Here is a 20,577-nt window from a genome sequence, read left to right as displayed (position 1 = left end):
AAGAGACCCCCTGGGATGGCACAGAAATTGCTTTTGATGGCCGCTGGCGGAACCGGCGGCCATATGTTTCCGGCACAGGCGCTGGCCGAGATGATGCTGGCGCGCGGCTGGCGGGTGAAACTGTCGACCGACGCGCGGGGCGCGCGTTACACCGCGTCGTTTCCAAGCGCGGTTGAGATTTCGCAAGTGTCCTCGGCCACCTTTGCCCGCGGCGGGCTGCTGGCCAAGGCGCTGGCGGGTCCGAAGATTGCGAGCGGCGTTCTGTCGATGATGATGCAGCTGCGCCGCGAACGCCCCGATGCCGTCATCGGTTTTGGCGGCTACCCGTCGATCCCGGCCTTGGGGGCGGCAACGCTGCTGAAGCTGCCGCGGATGATCCATGAACAGAACGGTGTGCTGGGCCGGGTGAACCAGATCTTTGCCAAGCGGGTTGCGGGGGTTGCCTGCGGCACCTGGCCAACCGCGTTGCCCGAAGGTGTTGCGCATGAGCACGTTGGCAACCCGGTGCGCAGCGCGGTAATGGAACGGGCAGGGGCTGCCTATATTCCGCCGGGCGACTATCCGATGTCGCTCTTGGTGATGGGCGGCAGCCAGGGTGCGCGGATCCTGTCCGACGTGGTGCCCGGGGCTGTGGCTGCGCTGCCGGATCAAATCCGCCGCTATCTGCGGGTGTCGCATCAGGCGCGGGCAGAGGATTTGGACCGGGTCAATGCGTTCTATGCCGAACACGGCATCAACGCCGATGTGCAGACCTTCTTTACCGACGTGCCTGCGCGGATGTCAGAGGCGCAGCTGGTGATCTCGCGCTCGGGCGCCTCGTCGGTGGCGGATATCTCGATTATCGGGCGGCCCTCGGTCCTGATCCCCTTTGCCGCTGCGGCGGGCGACCACCAAAGCGCCAATGCCCGTGGGCTGGTTGACGCCAATGCCACGGTGGTGATCCCGGAAAGCGCTCTTGATATCCCGGTGCTGGCAGAGCATATGGGCGCAATTCTGAGTAACCCGCGGGCTGCCACGCAAATGTCGGCAGCCGCACTGAGCGCCGGGGTTCCCGATGCCACCGAACGATTGGCGGCACTGGTCGAGCAGCTGGCCGAAGAAGGATAACTATCATGAACCCTGCAACCAAACTGCCCGGAGACGTCGGCCCGATCCATTTTGTGGGGATCGGCGGCATCGGCATGTCGGGCATCGCCGAGGTGCTGCTGAACCTTGGCTATATGGTGCAGGGGTCGGACCTGAAATCCTCCAAGATCACCGGCCGGCTGGAAGAGCTGGGCGCGCGGGTGTTTGTGGGCCAGAAGGCGGAAAATCTGGAGAACGCCGCGGTTGTGGTGATCTCTTCCGCCATCAAGCCGGGCAATCCGGAGCTGGACGAGGCTCGCCTGCGCGGCCTGCCGGTGGTGCGCCGCGCCGATATGCTGGCGGAGCTGATGCGGCTCAAATCCAACATCGCCATTGCCGGCACTCACGGCAAGACCACCACCACCACTATGATGGCCGAACTGATGGTGGCCGGCGGCTTTGACCCGACCATCGTCAACGGCGGCATCATTCACGCCTATGGCTCCAACGCGCGGATGGGGCAGGGCGAATGGATGGTGGTCGAGGCGGACGAGAGCGACGGCTCGTTCAACCGGCTGCCTGCGACCATCGCCGTGGTGACCAATATCGACCCCGAGCATATGGAGCATTGGGGCGACTTTGACACCTTGCGCGACGGGTTCCTGGAATTTGTCTCAAACATTCCGTTCTACGGTATCGCCGTTTGCTGCACTGACCATCCCGAGGTGCAGGCGCTGATCGGGCGGATTTCCGACCGCCGGGTTGTGACCTATGGTTTCAACGCCCAGGCCGATGTGCGGGCCGAGAACCTGACCTACAAGGGCGGTGTGGCGCATTTTGACGTGCATCTGCAGGCCGAAGACCGGGTGATCGAGGGCTGCACTCTGCCGATGCCGGGGGACCACAATGTCTCCAACGCGCTGTCTGCCGTGGCGGTGGCACGGCATCTGGGCATGAACAGTTCCGAGATCCGTGAGGCCCTGGCGGCCTTTGGCGGTGTGAACCGGCGTTTCACCAAGGTGGGCGAGGTGAACGGCGTCACCATCATCGACGACTACGGCCATCACCCGGTGGAGATCGCCGCGGTGCTGAAGGCGGCGCGCCAGGCCAGCGAGGGCCGGGTGATCGCAGTGCATCAGCCGCACCGCTATTCGCGCCTGTCGAACCTGTTCGACGATTTCTGCGCCTGTTTCAACGAGGCGGATGTGGTGGCGATTGCCGAGGTGTTCGCAGCAGGCGAAGACCCGATCGAGGGTGCCGGCCGCGATGATCTGGTTGCCGGGCTGATCCGCCACGGCCACCGCCACGCCCGCGCCATCCTCAACGAAGAAGATCTGGAGCGCCTGGTGCGCGAACAGGCGCGGCCCGGCGACATGGTTGTCTGCCTGGGGGCGGGTACGATCAGCACCTGGGCCAACGGCCTGCCGGAACGGCTGGGCAAATGAGTGTTGCAGGTGCAGCCGGGGGCTCTGCCCCCCGCCGCCTGCGGCGGCGCCCCCCGGGATATTTTTGGCAAGAGGAAAAGGCGGGACGGGGAGGCCGGGCATGAGTGTGTCGCTGATCCTTGCCGCCATCTGGGCGCTGGCGGCCAATGTGCTGGCGATGATTCCGAGCCGGGACAATCATTGGCGGCGCGCCTATGTGCTGATTGCGCTGGGCATTCCGTTGCTTGGCTATGTCACATATGAAAACGGCCCCTGGTGGGGGCTGGCGGTGCTGCTGGCGGGCATGTCGGTGCTGCGCTGGCCGGTGATCTATCTGGGGCGTTGGGTCAAACGCTCGCTGAGCCGCTGACCGGGCAGGAAATCACTGCGCGTTTACGGATTGTTTTCACAGCAAGTGCTACCTACGGGAGATTGTTTATGTTTCCTGCTGTTGCTTCGGTACGCGTGTTGCCGGACGTGGAGGTTGGTAGTGACCGCTGTAATTGCAATTTGGATGGCCTTTGGCGCCGTTTGGCTGATTGGCTTCTATTATCTGGCCCGGTTCAAGTGGTACCGGCTGGCGCAAGCATTGGTGTTGCTTTGGGGGCTTATGCTGATCTGGCTGTCTCCGGACCGGTTTCACGAAAATCATGACCATGGCGCCGCGTTCACCCTTTATTTCGATGGCCATCTTGTATACGGACTGTGCGCGTTTATTGGCTGGAAGCTGGGGCGGCAAAAACGATGGCGGAGCAAACTGAAATCATCCTTCCGGCGGTTCGCGGGCGGCTTTCCTGGCAGAAACCGCTGGCGGAGCTGACCTGGCTGCGGGTTGGCGGTCCGGCGGACCATCTGTTCCAGCCTGCGGATATAGACGATCTGGCAGAATTCCTGCGCCGGCTGGATCCGGCGGTGCCAGTGTTCCCTATGGGGGTGGGGTCGAACCTGATTGTGCGCGATGGCGGCATGCGCGCGGTGGTGATCCGTCTGGGCCGCGGCTTTAATGGAATTTCGGTTGACGGGGATACCGTCACCGCCGGTGCGGCGGCGCTGGATGCCCATGTAGCAAAACGTGCGGCGGATGCAGGTGTTGACCTGACCTTCCTGCGCACAATCCCCGGTTCGATCGGCGGCGCGGTGCGGATGAACGCGGGCTGTTACGGCAGCTATACTGCGGATGTGTTTGTGTCGGCCACCATCGTGACCCGCGAGGGCGAGATCCGCGAGATCACTGCGCAGGAGCTGGATTTCCAGTACCGCCAGACCGCTTTCCCGGAGGGCGCGGTGCTGGTCTATGCTACCCTGCGCGGTCCCAAAGGCGATCCAGAGGACCTGCATGCCCGGATGGAGGCGCAGCTGCAAAAGCGCGATGAGAGCCAGCCGACCCGCGACCGTTCGGCCGGCTCTACCTTCCGCAATCCGGCGGGGTTTTCATCCACGGGCCGTGCGGATGACGTGCATGACCTGAAGGCCTGGAAGGTGATCGACAACGCCGGCATGCGCGGCGCAAGGCGCGGCGGTGCGCAGATGAGCGGGAAACATTCCAACTTCCTTATCAACACGGGTGGCGCAACTGCCGCAGATTTGGAAGGTCTGGGCGAAGATGTGCGGAAAAAGGTTTACGAAGATTCCGGCATCACGCTAGAATGGGAGATCATGCGGATTGGTGATCCGCTGGCCGAATAACTGGCCGAATAGCTGGAAAACTTGAGTGTTGACAAAGGCTTCGCTTGTCGCAGCTAGAGGTGGCAATAAAGCTCCGGAAGGGCGCGGGCAGCGGGAATTGTTAAACGTGGTAAAGGCATCATTAACGCCCCGGTAAGATTTTCGGCGGTAGGGTGCCGAAGAGGCGGCAATGCTATGCCGATGCCAAGGGGCGGATGCCGGGTAGTATCCGGGGCGGATGCCCGGCAGAATCCGGGGCAGGCTGCCCCGCAAAAAACAGCCGGACCTAACCGGCGCAAAGACATAATGCGGGCCTGTTCCAGGCTCCCAGAAACAGGGGCGCAAAGCCCCGCATGTATTGAGGCGCTTCGTGGTGAGTAAGTCGAGCAGGACACTCCCGAAAGTCGCGGTGCTGATGGGTGGCCCGTCAGCCGAACGCGACGTATCGCTGTCCAGCGGCCGTGAATGCACGGTTGCTTTGCGCGGTGAGGGGTTCGAGGTCATTGAGATTGATGCAGGCCGGGACCTGCACGCGCGTCTGGCGGATATCAAACCGGATGTGGTGTTCAACGCGTTGCACGGGCGCTGGGGCGAGGACGGCTGCGTGCAGGGCGTGCTGGAATGGCTGGGGCTGCCCTATACCCATTCCGGGGTGCTGGCCTCGGCGCTGGCAATGGACAAGCAGCGCTCCAAGGAAGTGTACCGCGCCGCCGGCCTGCCGGTCGTCGAAAGCGGGCTGTTTGCCAAGGCCGACGTGATGGCGGGCCACGTGATGGCGCCGCCTTATGTGGTGAAGCCCAACAATGAAGGCTCCAGCGTCGGCATCTATATCGTGCATGAGGCCGCCAACGGCCCGCCGCAGCTGTCGGAGCAGATGCCTGCCGAAGTGATGGTTGAAACCTACGCGCCGGGCCGCGAGCTGACCACCACCGTGGTGGGGGACAAGGCGCTGACCGTGACCGACATTCTAACCGACGGCTGGTATGATTACGACGCCAAATACAAGCCGGGCGGATCGCGCCATGTGCTGCCCGCCGACCTGCCGCGGGAAATCCATGACCTGTGCCTGGAATATGCGCTGAAGGCGCATGAGGTGCTGGGCTGCCGCGGCGTGAGCCGCACCGATTTCCGCTGGGATGAGGCGTGCGGCGCCGGCGGGCTGATCCTGTTGGAGACCAACACCCAGCCCGGAATGACGCCCACCTCGCTGGTGCCGGAGCAGGCAGCACATCTGGGCATGACATTCGGCGAACTCTGCGCCTGGATGGTGGAGGATGCCTCATGCAACCGCTGAAGGGGCGCTTGCGCCGCAGCAGCGGCGGCGAGGGACGGGCGGATCCGGCGCCGTCGCGGCTGAAGTACCGGCTGCAGCGCTGGATGCTGACGCCGGGTATCCGGTTCGGCCTGCGCGTCGGGGTACCGTTCTGCCTGATTTTTGCAGCCGGCAGCGCCTATCTTGCGGATGAGAGCCGTCGGGCCGCGCTGCAGGGGCTGGTCAGCGATGCCCGCGCCGCAATCGAGGAGCGGCCCGAGTTTATGGTCAATGTGATGGCGGTGGACGGGGCGGGCCCCAGCGTGGCACAGGACATCCGCGTGGTGGTGCCGGCAGATTTTCCCGTCAGCTCCTTTGATCTGGATCTGGAGCAGATCCGCGATGTGATCACCGGACTGGACCCGGTCAAGACTGCAAGCGTGCGGATCCGCCCGGGCGGCATCCTGCAGGTGGACGTCGAGGAGCGCACGCCGGCGCTGATCTGGCGCAGCCGCGAGGGGCTGGCGCTGCTGGATGAGAACGGCATTCACGTGGCCGAGCTGGGCCGCCGCAACCTGCACCCGGACCTGCCGCTGATCGCGGGCAAGGGGGCCGGGCAACACGCGTCACAGGCGCTGCAGCTGTTTGTGGCGGCCAAGCCGCTGGGGCCGCGGCTGCGCGGACTGGTCCGGGTGGGCGAGCGGCGCTGGGACGTGGTGCTCGACCGCAAGCAGCGTATCATGCTGCCGGCAGAGCAGCCGGTGCGGGCGCTGGAGCGGGTGCTGGCGGTAAGTGAAGTGCAGGATTTGCTGGAACGCGATGTGGCAGCGGTGGATATGCGCCTGGCTGGGCGCCCGACCGTGCGTATGACCGAAAACTCAGTGGAAAACTGGTGGCGGATCCGGCAGCTGAATGGGGGCGGGCAGTAGCATGACAGATCTCTATCAATCGCAGCGGGCGATGCGGCAGATGCGGCGCCAGGCGATGCAGCGCGGCGTGGTGGCCATTCTGGATGTGGGCAGCTCTAAAATCGCTTGCCTGGTGCTGCGCTTTGACGGCACCGGCCGCTTAAGCGAGGACGGGTCCATCGGTGCGCTGGCCGGGCAGTCGGGGTTCCGGGTGATCGGGGCGGCGACCACGCGGTCGCGCGGGGTCCAGTTCGGCGAAATCAATGCCATGCAGGAAACCGAACGCGCCATCCGAACCGCAGTGCAGGCGGCGCAGAAGATGGCAGAAGTGCGGGTTGACCACGTGATCGCCTGTTTCTCGGGCGCCAATCCGCGCTCATACGGGCTGGATGCCAAGCTGGATCTTGAAGGTCAGGTGGTCTCGGAGCATGAGGTGGCGCAGGTGCTGGCGTCCTGCGAGGTGCCGGAATACGGCGCGGGCCGCGAGGTGATACATGCGCAGCCGGTGAACTTTGCGCTGGATAACCGGTCCGGCCTGGGGGATCCGCGCGGTCAGATGGGGCAGACGCTGGCGGTCGACATGCATATGCTGACGGTGGATGCCATCGCGGTGCAAAACCTGGTGCGCTGCATCCAGCGCTGCGATCTGGAGCTGGCGGGGATTGCCTCCTCGGCTTATGCCTCGGGGTTTTCGGCGCTGGTCGAGGACGAGCAGGAGCTGGGAGCGGCCTGTATCGATATGGGCGGCGGCTCAACCTCGATCTCGGTCTTTATGAAGAAACATATGATCTATGCCGATGCGGTGCGTCTGGGCGGCGATCACATCACCAGCGATATTTCGATGGGGCTGGGGGTGCCGCTGACCAACGCGGAGCGGATCAAGACCTTTTGCGGCGGGGTGCATGCCACCGGTGCCGACGACCGTGATATGATCGACATCGGCGGTGATACCGGCGATTGGGAGCATGACCGGCGCACTGTCAGCCGGGCCGAGCTGATCGGCATCATGCGGCCCCGCGTCGAAGAAATCCTGGAAGAGGTGCGGGCACGGCTGGATGCGGCGGGTTTCGAATACCTCCCCAGCCAGCAGATCGTGCTGACCGGCGGCTCCAGCCAGATCATGGGGCTGGACGGGCTGGCCAGCCGTATCCTGGGCCAGCAGGTGCGTCTGGGGCGGCCCTTGCGCGTTCACGGCCTGCCGCAATCGGCGACCGGTCCGGGCTTTGCCTCAGCCGTGGGTCTGTGCCTGTTTGCGGCGCATCCGCAGGACGAATGGTGGGACTTCGAGATGCCCGCCAGCCGCCATCCGGCGGGCACTTTGGGCCGTGCCGTGCGCTGGTTCCGGGACAACTGGTAAGCCGCTTTTCAATTCTGCCTGACGGGTCAAAGAGGGCGTGACAGCGCCGGCAGGACCCGTTAGGTTGTTCTTAACGTCCGCGGCAAACGCGGCGATTCAGCAGGCCGGGCAGTGGCCAGCCACGTATCAGGAAAGATGTCTTCTGCAGAAGTGATTTTGCGGATGCGACAGCTGTGTTGTGTGTGGCTTGTGTTGAATCCCCCATATCTGCTAGGGACGGCGAAATACCGCGGTTTAGACCTCAGAATGAGGCCGTATTTTGTGGCACATTGTGCTTTTTGGGATGACGAAACTCCCTCTGCGCGGTAGGATTATGGTGAATAGCACAGGAAAAAGCCCTTTGCGGGAAGGGCGGGTAACACAGGCGGTATGAGCATGACGTTGAATCTTTCGATGCCCGGGCAAGAAGAGTTAAAGCCGAAGATCACGGTATTTGGTGTCGGCGGGGCCGGCGGCAACGCCGTCAACAACATGATTGCCAAGGAGTTGGACGGCGTTGAATTCGTCGTGGCCAACACCGACGCGCAGGCGCTGCAGCAGGCCTCGGCCAAGAGCCGCATCCAGCTGGGTGTAAAGGTCACCGAAGGCCTGGGCGCAGGCGCCCGTCCGCAGGTGGGCTCGGCTGCGGCTGAGGAAAGCATTGAGCAGATCGTCGACCATCTGGCCGGCGCGCATATGTGCTTTATCACTGCCGGCATGGGCGGCGGCACCGGCACTGGCGCGGCGCCGATCATCGCACAGGCCGCGCGCGAATTGGGCGTGCTGACAGTCGGAGTTGTCACCAAGCCGTTCCAGTTCGAGGGTCTAAAGCGGATGCGCCAGGCTGAGGCGGGTGTCGAAAGCCTGCAAAAGGTTGTCGATACGCTGATCATCATTCCGAACCAGAACCTGTTCCGTCTGGCCAATGAGAAGACCACCTTCACCGAAGCGTTCTCGATGGCGGATGATGTGCTGTATCAGGGCGTCAAAGGCGTGACTGACCTGATGGTGCGCCCGGGCCTGATCAACCTCGACTTTGCCGACGTGCGCGCGGTGATGGACGAGATGGGCAAGGCGATGATGGGCACCGGCGAAGGCGAGGGCGAGGACCGCGCGGTCCAGGCCGCCGAAAAGGCGATTGCCAACCCGCTGCTGGACGAAATCAGCCTGCGCGGTGCGCGCGGCGTGCTGATCAACATCACCGGCTCGCATGATTTGACCCTGTTTGAACTGGATGAAGCCGCCAACCGCATCCGCGAGGAAGTGGACCCGGACGCCAACATCATCGTCGGCTCGACCCTGGATACCGGTATGGAAGGCAAGATGCGGGTCTCCGTTGTTGCCACCGGAATCGACGCTGTGGATGTGAACACCGAAATGCCGGTGCCGCGCCGTCCGATGTCGGCACCGCTGCGCCAGACCGTCAGTGTCGAAGACACCCGTCCGGCGCCGCTGGAGCTGGAAACCCCGGTTGCCCAGCCCGCCGCTGCGGCCGCCCCGGCCCCGGAGCCTGTTCAGCCCGAAGCTGCCGCGCAGTTGGAAGAGCCTTCGCTGTTCGAAGAGATGAACGCGCAGCAGGCCGCCGCGCAGGAGCAGGCTGAAGACATCTTTGAGGAGCCGGAACTGGTGGACAATGACGGTCTGCCGCCGCCGGCCTATCAGCCGCAGGTTCCGGAGTTCCGCCCGCAGGCAACAACACCCGAGCCGCAGCCCGATGCTTTTGTGGCGCCGCGGGCACCCGCTCCGGGCACCCCGTCGCCGCAAGCGCTGGAGCGCCTGCAGGCGGCAGCGCAGCGGGTCCAGCAGCCGCGTGCTGCTGCGGCCCCTGCCGCGCCGGCACCGCAGCAGCAACAGCAGCAGAATGCACAGCAGCAGCCCGACGGGCAGCGCCGCTTCGGGCTGAATTCGCTGATCCACCGGATGACCGGCACAGCCGATGCTCCGGCAGGCAAACAACCGCCGCAGGCCGCACGCCAGCAGCCGGCCATGCAGGCCCCGGCCGCCGCAGCCCAGCAGCAGCCGGTGCAGACGCAGCAGCATGACCCGGACCAGGAACGCATCGAAATCCCCGCTTTCCTGCGCCGCCAGGCAAACTGACGGATCACAAAACAGTTTTAAAAAGCCGCCTTCGGGCGGCTTTTTATTTTTGAATTTCAGCTAATTAGGCTGTTTTGAGCGGTGTTTTGCTTATCTGTTACAGCCATGTTTCAATCCGTTACAAAGATTGAGTTGTAGGTTTTTTTGCAAAACCTTAACTCTCGTTCGCAACACGGTCCCATGAGGCCGGAAACAGTGAAACGAGGCTCAACGTGCAGAATACGCTCAAAGCATCGGTAGCATTTGAAGGGCCCGGCCTGCATTCCGGCCAGCCTGCACGTATGGTCCTGATCCCGGCTCCGGCAGGGCATGGCATCGTCTTCAAGCGCACCGACATTGCATTGGGCAACACTCTGGTTCCGGCGCGCTGGGATCTGGTTGAGCGCAGCCCGCTGTGCACCCGGCTGATCAACACTTCCGGTGTCAGCGTTTCCACCGTCGAACATATCATGGCCGCATTGGCCGGTTGCGGCGTGCACAACGCGCTGATTGAAATCGACGGGCCGGAAGTGCCGATCGTTGACGGCTCCTCGGCGCCGTTTGTGCGCGGCATCATGCAATACGGCGTGCGCCGGCTGGGTGTGCCGATCATGGCATATGAAGTACTGAAGCCGGTGACGGTGGAGAAGGACGGCGCCCGTGCCACCCTGCTGCCCAGCGACCGGCTGAGCATTGAATTCCATATCGACTTTGCCGAGGCCGCCATCGGCCGTCAGAGCAAAACCTTGGATATGCGCAATGGCAGCTTTGCACGCGAGCTGTGCGACAGCCGCACCTTCTGCCGTCAGGCAGACGTGGAAGCGATGCAGGCCAATGGCCTTGCTCTGGGCGGTGTGCCGGGTGAAAACGCGGTTGTGTTTGACGGAGAACGGGTTGAGAGCGGCGCGGGTCTGCGCCATTCGGATGAGCCTGTGCGCCACAAGATGCTGGATGCCCTTGGGGATCTGGCGCTGGCTGGGGGGCCGATCTTGGGGCGGTATGTTGGCGAGCGCGCGGGGCATGCGCTGACCAACACATTGCTGCGTGCCTTGTTTGCGGAGCCGGGCGCGGTCCGGGCCGTCGCCTGCGATGCGGCGATGACTGCGCGGCTGCCGGGGCAGGGTCTGATCTGGTCGGAAATTCCGGCCGAACAGCGGCGCGTGGCATAAGGCAAAAAACCAGGAACGAGCGGCAGACTGGCCCGGGGCGTGAGCGTCCCGGGTCTTTTCCTGTGCTGAGGGCGGCAGAAGGGAGCGGGAACAGCAGGGCGGACTTGACCATTGCCCGCTTTCTCTGCCATGTGAACGCGGAAGTGGCGAAAGGCGTTTTGCACGCCATTTGAATGTGCTAGAGACGGCATAACCGGGGCGGACACCCGTAAGTAAAGACGGTGAGGTTAGGCACTATGAACGGCATCAGGGCGGGAGCCAAAACCCTCGGCGCGGTCCTTCTGATGGCGGCCCTTGCGGGCTGCGGCGGAGACGGCGGCGCGGTCAAGAAAGGCGAGTCGCTGGAAGCCTTCACGCCCGAGCAGATCTATGGGCGCGGCGAGTTTGAGCTGGCCCAGAAACAGCCCAAGGACGCGGCCTATTACTTCTCCGAGATTGAGCGCCTGTACCCCTATTCCGAATGGGCCAAGCAAGCGGTGATCATGCAGGCCTTTGCCTATCACAGCACCAAGGATTACGAGAACAGCCGCGCCGCTGCGCAGCGGTTCATCGACTTTTACCCGGCGGATGAAGATGCGGCTTATGCCCAGTATCTGCTTGCCCTCAGCTATTACGATCAGATCGACGAGGTTGGCCGCGACCAGGGCCTGACCTTCCAGGCGCTGCAGGCGCTGCGCACGGTGATCGAGGTCTATCCCGACAGTGAATATGCCACTTCGGCGATTCTGAAATTCGACCTGGCCTTTGACCATCTGGCGGGCAAGGAAATGGAGATCGGCCGCTATTATCTGCGCCGGGGCCATTACACCTCTGCAATCAACCGGTTCCGGGTGGTGGTCGAGGATTTCCAGACCACCAGCCACACAGCCGAAGCGCTGCACCGGCTGGTTGAGGGGTATTTGTCGCTGGGCCTGACCGGCGAGGCGCAGACCGCGGGTGCCATTCTGGGTCATAACTTCCAGTCCACCGAATGGTATGACAGCAGCTATAAGCTGCTGACTGCAAACGGGCTTAAAATGCGGGACCGCGGCAATAACTGGCTGAGCCAGATCTACCGTCAGACGGTCAAAGGGCAGTGGCTGTAACGGCTGCTGCTGCACGGAGGCGGGGCTATGCTGCGCGCGCTTGATATCCGGGATATCCTGATCATTGATCATCTGGAGCTGAATTTTCAGCCCGGTCTCAATGTGCTGACCGGCGAGACCGGCGCCGGCAAATCCATTCTTCTGGACAGTCTGGGGTTTGTGCTGGGCTGGCGCGGCCGCGCCGAACTGGTGCGCCAGGGCGCCGCGCAGGGCGAGGTTCTGGCTGAGTTTGATCTGGCCGAGGGTCATCCGGCGCATGCGATCCTGGAAGAGGCCGGGCTGCCCGGCGGCGAGACACTGATCCTGCGCCGGGTGAACACGGCAGAGGGGCGCAAGACCGCTTGGGTCAACGACCGGCGCTGCTCGGGCGAGGTGCTTCGGGCCTTGTCGGAAACTCTGGTGGAGCTGCACGGCCAGCATGACGACCGGGGGCTGCTGAACCCGCGCGGGCATATGGCGCTGCTGGACCAATATGCCAATGTGCAGGGATTGCTGGCCTTGGTGCGGGCGGCCTGGACCGGCGCGGCCAAGGCGCGCAAGACCGTCGGGGCCACGCGGGCGGCACTGGATGCGGTGCGGGCCGAGGAGGAATTCCTGCGCCATGCGGTGGGCGAGCTGGACAAGCTGGACCCGCAGCCGGGCGAAGACGATGCGTTGGATACCCGCCGCCGCCAGATGCAGGCGGCAGAGCGCATCCGCGGCGACATCACCCGCGCCCATGCCCTGCTGAGCGAGGGTGCCGAGGGCGCCATGGGCGAGGCACAGCGCTGGCTTGAGGGTGTTGCAAGCCAGGAGAGCGATACCGGGCTGGAGGAACCGCTGGCGGCCCTTAGCCGCGCGATGATCGAACTGGGTGATGCCCAGGACGGGGTTGAGCGGGTGCTGGGCTATCTGGAATTCAATCCGGGCGAGCTGGAAGACTGTGAAGAACGGCTTTTTGCGATCCGCGGGCTGGCGCGCAAGCATGATGTGCAAGCGGACGAACTGGCGGGCTATGCCGAAACCCTGCGCAGCAAGCTGGCCGCACTGGATGCCGGCGATCAGGACCTGGCCGATCAGGAGGCCGCTTTGAAGGCCGCCGAGGCCGCCTATACCCAAGCCGCAGAACAGCTGAGCGCCGCCCGCCGGGAAAGTGCTGCGGCGCTGGATCAGGCGGTGATGGCGGAACTGGCGCCGCTCAAGATGGAACGGGCGGTGTTTGAAACCCGCATTTCCAGCTGCGCACCGGGGCCCGAGGGCATTGACGCGGTGGCCTTTACCGTCGCCACCAATCCGGGCGCCCCGGCAGGGGCCTTGAACAAGATCGCCTCGGGCGGCGAGCTTAGCCGGTTTTTGCTGGCGCTGAAGGTCTGCCTGCGCGGCGAAGATGCCAGCAAGACCTTGATTTTCGATGAAATCGACCGCGGTGTCGGCGGTGCGACTGCGGATGCCGTGGGCCGCCGCCTGCGCAGTCTGGCGGCCAGCGGCCAGGTGCTGGTGGTGACCCATTCGCCGCAGGTGGCAGCGCTTGGCGGCCATCACTGGCAGGTGCGCAAACAGGTTGTGGACGGCATGACCCTGTCGCAGGTGGTGCCGCTGGCCGATACTGCGCGGGTGGATGAGCTGGCCCGCATGGTGTCGGGTGATACTATCACCGAAGAAGCCCGCGCTGCGGCCCGTGCCTTGCTGGCCGGGTAACCAGCCGGAATACTGCGACCGGAAAACTGTTGCGGGTGAGGGTTCTTTAACTGGCTTATGACAGTTGTAGGCTATTAAATAAGAAAAGACCCGCTGACAGGTTATGGTAGAAGAAATCCGTTCATCGCTTTCCTCAATTTCTGTGCAATGGCTGGCTGGCCTGAAAGACATCTGGCGGGTGCTGCGCCATCGCGGCCCCAGCCAGTTCCAGTTCTGGCTGATCGCCCTGCTGATCGGCGTCGCTGCCGGTTTTGCCGCGCTGTTCTTCCGCAAGGGGATCTCGGCATTGCAGGCCTGGATCTATGGTGCGCCGGATCTTGATTATCTGCATTCCCATGCGCAAGAGCTTCCCTGGTATGTTCTGGTTGCCATTGCCGCCGGCGGCGGGCTGGTGGTCGGCCTGATCCTGGACCGCTTTACGCCGGACGGGCGGGTGCGCTCGGTTGCGGATGTGATCGAAGGCGCCGCACTGCATGACGGCAGGGTCGAGCACAAAGAGGGGCTGGCCTCGGCGCTGGCGTCTTTCATTACGCTGTCCACCGGCGGATCCACGGGCCGGGAAGGGCCGGTGGTGCATATGGCGGGGGTGATTTCGGCCTGGGTCAGCAACCGGATCAACGCTGATGGCATTACCGGGCGCGACCTGTTGGGCTGTGCAGTTGCGGCGGGTGTTTCGGCCAGTTTCAACGCGCCGATTGCTGGCGCGCTGTTTGCGATGGAGGTGGTGCTGCGGCATTTCTCGGTCAACGCCTTTGCGCCGATCGTGGTGGCCTCGGTTGCTGGAACAGTCATCAACCGGCTGGAATACGGCGATGTTACAGAATTCACCCTGAACACCCCCGGTGCGTTGCAGTTCTATGTGGAGCTGCCGGCCTTTCTGATCCTGGGCCTGATCTGCGGCCTGGTGGCGGTGGCGCTGATGCGGGCGATCTTCTTTGCCGACAAGGTGGGCAACACTGTGCAAGAGCGGCTGGGCCTGCCGCGCTGGCTGCGGCCTGCGGTCTCCGGCGCGATGCTGGGGGTGATCGCTGTCTGGTATCCGCATATCATCGGTGTCGGTTATGAAACCACCGTGCTGGCGCTGACCGGCGGGCTGCTGCTGGGGCAGGCGGTGATTTTCACCGCAGTCAAAACCGCCGCCGTGGCGATCACCATGGGCGGGCGTATGGGCGGCGGGGTGTTTTCGCCGTCGCTGATGATCGGCGCGCTGACCGGGCTGGCCTTTGGCCTGATCGCGACTGCGGTGCTGCCGGATGTGTCCGGCACCCACACGCTTTATGCCTTTGCCGGCATGGGGGCTGTTGCCGCTGCGGTGCTGGGGGCGCCGATCTCCACCACCTTGATTGTGTTTGAACTGACCGGCGACTGGCAGATCGGCCTGGCGGTGATGGTGTCGGTGTCGATGTCCACGGCTCTGGCCTCGCGGCTGGTGGACCGCTCTTTCTTCCTGACCCAGCTGGAAAAGCGCAATATTCATTGCGCCGCCGGACCGCAGGCCTATTTGCTGGCACTGATCCGCGCCGGTGCGGTGATGCGGCCGATGGGCGACAGCCGCTGTGCGCCGCTGGAGGACTGCCAAGCGCTGGTTGAGGAAGGGCTGTGCATCCGTGCTTCGGCGTCGCTGGAGGCTGCAATGCCGGTGTTCGACCGGGCCGAAGCGGCCTTTCTCCCAGTGATGATGGAGGAGGGGGGGACGGAGGAAATCATCGGCGCGCTGTATCATGTGGACGCGTTAAAGGCCTACAACCGTGCCTTGGCTGCAACCGCAGCGGAGGAGCACAGATAGGCGGGACCGGGCTGCTGTGTATCTGATCACCGCATCCCGACCGGTGCATCCCTCGCCTAATACGGGGAAAAACACAGATTCCGTCCCCAAAGCTGTGCGATATCGGTGACACGTAAAGGTAAAGTTAAATACCCCATTGCCCTACAGCGGAGCCTGAACCAACACTGTAAGCGGATTATTGCTTAGCTTACTCAAACGGTAGGGAATCATGCGCAATTTCGAAATCGGCTCGCAAGAGGCTGGTGCGAACAACAAGGCAGACGAACGGGCAAACGAACGGGCAGCGCTGGAAGCAGTGATCAACTATGCGATCCAATGCGCCCGCGAAACCGACATTCTAGGCGCAGGTGATGCGCTGGAGGAAGCCAGGCTGAACCTCAGCCGCGCCGTTTTGGCTTGAACCCCGGCCTTTGCGGTACAATAGCCGCCCCAGCGGCGCCGGCTCCCGTTGCGGAACCGGGCCGGCTGTTGCTGCAGCGGGCATCTGGCCGCGGGAACGGGTTCCCCGCAAATGAAAAACACCGGCGCTGGTGCACCGGTGGGGGATCTTTTTTACGGGACGTTCTGCTCCTGCGGCCCGGGTGCGGCGCGTTCCGTGAAACGGCCCCGCAACCCGGATAACCGGCTTAGACTTGTTCAACCTTGACAGAGTCGCTCAGCACGAACGCCAGGCAGCCCTTGATTTCGGCCGCCGCTTCAGCCGGGTCTTCATAGCTCCACGCCGCGTTTTCGGTGACAGACGACTTGTTGGCGATCGAAAAATAGCTGGCCTCGCCCTTGTGCCGGCACTGGGCGGTTTTGCTGGTGCGGTCCAGGAAGGCCATGGCGATGTCTTCGCGCGGGAAATAGATGACCGGATCCATATCGCCCTCTGTCAGCTCCAAAGCATTGGAGCTTTCCCCCAGTACGGCGCCGCCGGAGCGGACGGTCCAGGTGCCTTCGGCCTTACGGATACGGATAGTGGTCATGCGTGTTTTTCCATTCTCTTCGTGCGTGTCGACGTTGGTTCAGTCTATGTAGCAGCCTATGTAACACCTCAGTGTCACAAGGGGGCGGTTGCGGCATCAAGCCACGCCTTTGCGGCGGGGCTGAGCAGCGGTCCGGTCTTTGCCGAAACCTCTTGGTGATAGCTGTCGAGCCAGTCTTTCTCGGTGGCTGACAGCATCGCGGTGTTCACCAGCCGCCGGTCAATGGGGGCAAAGGTGAGCGTGCGCCAGCACAGCATTTCGCGCTCGGCGTCGCTGGTGTCAAGGGCCGGGGCCTGTTCAACCACCAGAAGGTTCTCGATCCGGATGCCAAAGGCGCCTTCGCGGTAATACCCCGGCTCGTTCGACAGGATCATGCCGGGTTCCAGCGGCACGTGGCTGGTGCGTGCCAGCCGCTGCGGGCCTTCATGCACGCTGAGGTAGGCGCCGACGCCATGGCCAAGACCGTGGTTGAAATCCTGGCCTGCCAGCCACAGCGGCATCCGGCCGATGCATTCGATATCGCGGCCCGCCAGCCCCTTGGGCCAGCGCAGGCGGGACATGGCGATCATGCCCTGCAGCACGCGGGTATAGGCGTCGCTTTCCTCGGCTCCGGGGGTGCCGATGGCGATGGTGCGGGTGATGTCGGTGGTGCCGTCGAGATACTGGCCGCCGCTGTCCAGCACCAAAAGATGCCCGTCTTCCAGCCGCGTGTCGGTTTCCTCGGTCACCCGGTAGTGCATCACCGCGCCGTTCTCTCCGGTGCCTGCAATGGTCTCGAAACTGATGTCGCGCAGAGCTTGGTCTTCACGGCGCAGCGCTTCCAGTTTCGTGACCGCGCCGATTTCGGTGATGGTGCCAGGGGGCTGCGCGTCGAGCCAGGCCAGCATTTCGACAATTGCCGCGCCATCGCGCAGATGGGCGGCGGCGCTGCCTGCAATCTCGGCTGCGTTTTTGCGCGCCTTGGGCAGGGCGCAGGGATCGCCTGCGGGCACCATCCGGCTGCCTAACGCGTCCGCCACGATCTGCGGCAGGGTTCCGGCGTCTGCGGCGACGGAGCCGTTGAGCGCCGCTGCGCCCTTGAGGAACGCTTCGGGCGGGTGCAGGGTGATGGTGCTGTCAAAATGATCCTGCAGTCCTGCCAGCTTGTCCGCGGCCATGAACAAATCCACCCGCGCGTCGCTGTGCAGGATGGCAAAGCCGTGTGCCACCGGGTTGCGGGCCACATCGGCGCCGCGGATGTTCAGCAGCCACATGATGCTGTCGGGCAGGGTAATGACCGCCGCCGCCTGGCCTGCACCGTGCAGGTCCTTGGCCAGCCGCGCGCATTTCTCGGCAGCGCTTTCGCCCGCGTAATCAAAAGGGTGCGCGGCAACAGGCTGCATCGGCGGTGCGGGCTGGTCCTGCCAGATCCGGTCCACCAGGTTGCCGCATTGTGTCAGGGTGATGCCGCTGCCCTTCAGATCCTGGGTCAACGCGGTGATCTGGCCCGCTGCATGCAGCCAGGGGTCAAATCCGATTTTGCCGCCTTCGGGAAGCTGTGCCTTCAACCAGCCGGCCAGCTGCACCTCGGGCCAGGGCACCGGCGTGAAATCGGCGGCCACCTGGCGTTTCACCTGGGTGCGGTAGCGTCCGTCGATAAATACACCGGCAATGTCCGTGAGGGCGGCACAGAAGCCTGCCGAGCCGGTGAAACCGGTGAGCCAGGCAAGCCGGTCATCCCGCGGCGCCACGTATTCGCCCTGATGGGCGTCGGCACGGGGCACCAGGAACCCATCCAGATTTTCGGCCGCCAGCTCCTTGCGCAGGGCCGCCAGCCGGGGCGGGCCCTGTTCCGGGCGGGCGGTCACATCGAATGTCTGGAACATGGGTATCTCTCCTGCTGAAAGGCGGGGCGGATTGGGGCGGATGGCCCTGGCAGCGCAAATGAAAAGGCGCAGCAGCGGTGCGCCCCTTCTTGTCCCAAATCGCTTTGCTGCTGGCAAGCCTGACAGCATGGGTTTGCTGCAGACCTTGCGGCACTGGACAAGCGGGGCGCTCCCGCCCGGTCTCAGGGTATCTTGCGATGCCCTTCGCCCCGTTGGGCCAAGCACCGGATGCTGCGCATCCGGTGCCGCCGCGCGCGTCTGCGCGCGGCCACGCCCAAGGCTGAGGGCAGTATCCTGGATGCCGGCCAAAGGCGCGGGAGGGCACATTTGGCTGAAGGGAGAAGGCTGAGGTCAGCTGGCGCGTTTGATGCCCATCACCCGGGCGCGGGCGCGCGGGTCGCTGTCGAACAGCGCCGCCAGCTGCTCGGTCATTGCGCCGGCCAGTTGCTCAACGTCCGTGATCGTCACCGCACGTTCGTAATAGCGGGTTACGTCGTGGCCTATGCCGATCGCCAGCAGTTCAACCTGCTTGCGCCGCTCGACCATTGCGATCACATCGCGCAGATGTTTCTCCAGGTAGTTCGCCGGGTTCACGGAAAGCGTCGAATCATCCACTGGCGCCCCATCCGAGATCACCATCAGGATCTTGCGCGCTTCCTGCCGCGCCGTCATCCGCCGGTGCGCCCATTCCAGCGCCTCGCCGTCAATGTTTTCCTTCAGCAGGCCCTCTTTCATCATCAGGCCCAGATTGGTGCGGGTCCGGCGCATCGGCGCATCGGCGCCCTTGTAGATGATGTGGCGCAGATCGTTGAGGCGTCCGGGCTGCTGCGGGCGGCCCTCGTTCAGCCAGCCCTCGCGCGCCAGGCCGCCTTTCCAGGCACGGGTGGTGAAGCCAAGAACTTCGACCTTCACGTTGCAGCGTTCAAGCGTGCGCGCCAGCACATCGGCGCAGATCGCCGCGATTGAGATCGGACGGCCGCGCATCGAGCCGGAGTTGTCCAGCAGCAGCGTCACCACGGTGTCGCGGAATTCAGTGTCCTTCTCGCGCTTGAAGCTGAGCGGCGTGGTCGGGTTGGCGACGACACGGGCCAGGCGGCCGGCATCCAACGTGCCCTCCTCCAGGTCAAACTCCCATGACCGGTTCTGCTGCGCCTGCAAGCGGCGCTGCAGCTTGTTGGCAAGGCGCGAAACTGCGCCCTTCAGCGGTTCCAGCTGCTGGTCGAGATAGGCGCGCAGGCGCTCCAGTTCGGCAGGCTCGGCCAGGTCCTCGGCGGCAATTTCCTCATCATTGGCGTCCTGAAACACCTTATAGTCCGGATCGGCCTCGGATGCGGGCGGCGGGGCGGGCGGCTCCAGCGGCGCTTCGCCGTCGGGCATTTCGGTGTCCTCGGCGAATTCGTTATCCGCCATCTCGTCCATCGAGACCTGGGCCTGGCTCTCGTCCTGCTGCTGTTCCTGGGATTGCTCGGGGCTGGCGTCGGCCTGTTCGTCCTCAGAGTCGTCCTGGCCGGTGCTGTCCGGATCGTCCTGCTCTTCGGCGTTGTCCTCAGCATCGTCATTTGCGTCGTCGTCCAGCTCATCCGGGTCATCACCCAGCTGGTCGCCATAGCCGAGGTCGGAAATCACCTGCCGCGCCAGTTTGGCGAATGCTGCCTGGTCGGCAATCGTCTCGTCCAGGTTTTCCAGCGTGCCGCCGGCCTGGGATTCGATGAAACCGCGCCACAGCTCCATGATGTTGGAGGCCCCTTCGGGCAGCGGGCGGCCAGTGGCCAGATGGCGGATCAGATAGCCGGCTGAGGCGGCCAGCGGCGCCTCGGAAGACGACTTCATCTGATCATAGCCGCGGCGGATCGACTCATTGCGGATCTTCACGTCGATGTTGGAGGCGGTGCCGGGCATGTGGCGCGCGCCCATCGCCTCGCAGCGGGCGGTTTCCATCGCCTCATAGAGGTCGCGGGCCATTTCGCCCTGCGGAGTATATTTGGCGTGGGTGGCGTCGTCGTGGAATTTGTGGCGCAGCGCCAGCGCGTCGGCGGTGCCGCGGGCCAGCAGAACCTCTTCGCGGGACATCCGGCGCGAAACCTGCGGCAGCCGCATTGAATCACCCGACAAGCCTGACGGGTCAACGGTATAACTGACGGACAGTTCCGGGTCGTTGGCCATCACCTTGGTGGCTTCGGCCAGCGCCTTTTTGAACGGATCGGCTGGGTTGTCTTTGGGCTTTTTCATGGTCGCAAGCAATCCTTAGTCCAAGCATTCCGTCTTGCGCGGCCGTTGTCCAGTATTCTCTCAGGACCTGAT

The 20,577-nt window shown here is 63.9% G+C and carries 16 protein-coding genes; 13 read left to right on the top strand and 3 right to left on the bottom strand.

The genetic code is table 11. The features are described 5' to 3' along the window. Window positions 1–15: 15 nt before the first annotated feature. From L1069_RS14060 to L1069_RS14000, 13 genes are all read left to right on the top strand, one after another. Entirely contained in the window at window positions 16–1,107 is a 1,092-nt protein-coding gene (locus tag L1069_RS14060; protein ID WP_237456076.1) for a UDP-N-acetylglucosamine--N-acetylmuramyl-(pentapeptide) pyrophosphoryl-undecaprenol N-acetylglucosamine transferase, read from the top strand. 5 nt (window positions 1,108–1,112) lie between these two features. Next, window positions 1,113–2,510: a UDP-N-acetylmuramate--L-alanine ligase gene (murC, locus tag L1069_RS14055; protein WP_129371471.1), complete on the top strand. Its 1,398-nt coding sequence runs from the start codon at window positions 1,113–1,115 to the stop codon at window positions 2,508–2,510. 100 nt (window positions 2,511–2,610) lie between these two features. Continuing rightward, on the top strand, window positions 2,611–2,859 hold the full coding sequence (locus L1069_RS14050; protein ID WP_237456075.1) for a DUF2484 family protein: 249 nt from the start codon (window positions 2,611–2,613) through the stop codon (window positions 2,857–2,859). A 374-nt stretch (window positions 2,860–3,233) separates the two neighbouring features. After that, the gene (gene murB / locus L1069_RS14045) at window positions 3,234–4,175 is read left to right on the top strand and encodes a UDP-N-acetylmuramate dehydrogenase (protein ID WP_237456074.1); all 942 of its coding nucleotides are present in this window, start codon (window positions 3,234–3,236) and stop codon (window positions 4,173–4,175) included. Between the two features lie 352 nt (window positions 4,176–4,527). Further along, window positions 4,528–5,448, top strand: a complete 921-nt coding sequence (locus L1069_RS14040) for a D-alanine--D-alanine ligase (RefSeq protein WP_237456073.1) — start codon at window positions 4,528–4,530, stop codon at window positions 5,446–5,448. Continuing rightward, on the top strand, window positions 5,436–6,335 hold the full coding sequence (locus L1069_RS14035; protein WP_237456072.1) for a cell division protein FtsQ/DivIB: 900 nt from the start codon (window positions 5,436–5,438) through the stop codon (window positions 6,333–6,335). Before L1069_RS14040 ends, L1069_RS14035 begins: the two co-directional genes overlap by 13 nt. A gap of 1 nt (window position 6,336) precedes the next feature. Beyond that, the gene (ftsA, locus tag L1069_RS14030; protein WP_129371466.1) at window positions 6,337–7,671 is read left to right on the top strand and encodes a cell division protein FtsA; all 1,335 of its coding nucleotides are present in this window, start codon (window positions 6,337–6,339) and stop codon (window positions 7,669–7,671) included. A gap of 375 nt (window positions 7,672–8,046) precedes the next feature. After that, window positions 8,047–9,747, top strand: coding sequence for a cell division protein FtsZ (gene ftsZ / locus L1069_RS14025; RefSeq protein ID WP_237456071.1), 1,701 nt, complete (start codon window positions 8,047–8,049; stop codon window positions 9,745–9,747). 212 nt (window positions 9,748–9,959) lie between these two features. Next, the gene (gene lpxC, locus L1069_RS14020) at window positions 9,960–10,895 is read left to right on the top strand and encodes a UDP-3-O-acyl-N-acetylglucosamine deacetylase (protein WP_129371464.1); all 936 of its coding nucleotides are present in this window, start codon (window positions 9,960–9,962) and stop codon (window positions 10,893–10,895) included. 236 nt (window positions 10,896–11,131) lie between these two features. Next, window positions 11,132–11,980: an outer membrane protein assembly factor BamD gene (locus L1069_RS14015; protein WP_134829504.1), complete on the top strand. Its 849-nt coding sequence runs from the start codon at window positions 11,132–11,134 to the stop codon at window positions 11,978–11,980. 27 nt (window positions 11,981–12,007) lie between these two features. Next, complete coding sequence (gene recN / locus L1069_RS14010; RefSeq protein WP_237456070.1) at window positions 12,008–13,657, top strand: DNA repair protein RecN; 1,650 nt, start codon at window positions 12,008–12,010, stop codon at window positions 13,655–13,657. A 103-nt stretch (window positions 13,658–13,760) separates the two neighbouring features. Next, on the top strand, window positions 13,761–15,443 hold the full coding sequence (locus tag L1069_RS14005) for a chloride channel protein (RefSeq protein WP_237456069.1): 1,683 nt from the start codon (window positions 13,761–13,763) through the stop codon (window positions 15,441–15,443). Between the two features lie 208 nt (window positions 15,444–15,651). After that, window positions 15,652–15,843, top strand: a complete 192-nt coding sequence (locus tag L1069_RS14000; protein WP_129371460.1) for a hypothetical protein — start codon at window positions 15,652–15,654, stop codon at window positions 15,841–15,843. 226 nt (window positions 15,844–16,069) lie between these two features. Here L1069_RS14000 and L1069_RS13995 read toward each other — a convergent pair whose 3' ends face one another. The 3 genes from L1069_RS13995 to cobT all read right to left on the bottom strand — a co-directional run bounded on the left by L1069_RS13995 (window position 16,070) and on the right by cobT (window position 20,505). Next, complete coding sequence (locus tag L1069_RS13995; RefSeq protein WP_129371459.1) at window positions 16,070–16,411, bottom strand: DUF427 domain-containing protein; 342 nt, start codon at window positions 16,409–16,411, stop codon at window positions 16,070–16,072. Between the two features lie 74 nt (window positions 16,412–16,485). Further along, window positions 16,486–18,276 carry an aminopeptidase P family protein gene (locus L1069_RS13990; RefSeq protein ID WP_237456068.1) on the bottom strand — a complete coding sequence of 597 codons (1,791 nt, stop codon included), beginning with the start codon at window positions 18,274–18,276 and terminating at the stop codon, window positions 16,486–16,488. Between the two features lie 351 nt (window positions 18,277–18,627). Next, the gene (cobT, locus tag L1069_RS13985; RefSeq protein ID WP_237456067.1) at window positions 18,628–20,505 is read right to left on the bottom strand and encodes a cobaltochelatase subunit CobT; all 1,878 of its coding nucleotides are present in this window, start codon (window positions 20,503–20,505) and stop codon (window positions 18,628–18,630) included. Between the last annotated feature and the right edge of the window lie 72 nt (window positions 20,506–20,577).

Source organism: Leisingera sp. MMG026 (assembly GCF_021654205.1).
Lineage (GTDB): Bacteria > Pseudomonadota > Alphaproteobacteria > Rhodobacterales > Rhodobacteraceae > Leisingera.
The sequence above is the reverse complement of the archived record's forward strand: the minus strand, read 5'-3'. Positions and strand labels throughout refer to the sequence as shown.

Coding starts and splice junctions, on each gene's coding strand:
- L1069_RS13995 (WP_129371459.1), bottom strand. CDS start 16,411: ATGACCACTATCCGTATCCGTAAGGCCGAAGGCACCTGGACCGTCCGC.
- recN (WP_237456070.1), top strand. CDS start 12,008: ATGCTGCGCGCGCTTGATATCCGGGATATCCTGATCATTGATCATCTG.
- L1069_RS14060 (WP_237456076.1), top strand. CDS start 16: ATGGCACAGAAATTGCTTTTGATGGCCGCTGGCGGAACCGGCGGCCAT.
- L1069_RS14005 (WP_237456069.1), top strand. CDS start 13,761: ATGGTAGAAGAAATCCGTTCATCGCTTTCCTCAATTTCTGTGCAATGG.
- ftsA (WP_129371466.1), top strand. CDS start 6,337: ATGACAGATCTCTATCAATCGCAGCGGGCGATGCGGCAGATGCGGCGC.
- L1069_RS14015 (WP_134829504.1), top strand. CDS start 11,132: ATGAACGGCATCAGGGCGGGAGCCAAAACCCTCGGCGCGGTCCTTCTG.
- L1069_RS14035 (WP_237456072.1), top strand. CDS start 5,436: ATGCAACCGCTGAAGGGGCGCTTGCGCCGCAGCAGCGGCGGCGAGGGA.
- cobT (WP_237456067.1), bottom strand. CDS start 20,505: ATGAAAAAGCCCAAAGACAACCCAGCCGATCCGTTCAAAAAGGCGCTG.
- murC (WP_129371471.1), top strand. CDS start 1,113: ATGAACCCTGCAACCAAACTGCCCGGAGACGTCGGCCCGATCCATTTT.
- ftsZ (WP_237456071.1), top strand. CDS start 8,047: ATGACGTTGAATCTTTCGATGCCCGGGCAAGAAGAGTTAAAGCCGAAG.
- L1069_RS14050 (WP_237456075.1), top strand. CDS start 2,611: ATGAGTGTGTCGCTGATCCTTGCCGCCATCTGGGCGCTGGCGGCCAAT.
- L1069_RS13990 (WP_237456068.1), bottom strand. CDS start 18,276: ATGTTCCAGACATTCGATGTGACCGCCCGCCCGGAACAGGGCCCGCCC.
- murB (WP_237456074.1), top strand. CDS start 3,234: ATGGCGGAGCAAACTGAAATCATCCTTCCGGCGGTTCGCGGGCGGCTT.
- L1069_RS14000 (WP_129371460.1), top strand. CDS start 15,652: ATGCGCAATTTCGAAATCGGCTCGCAAGAGGCTGGTGCGAACAACAAG.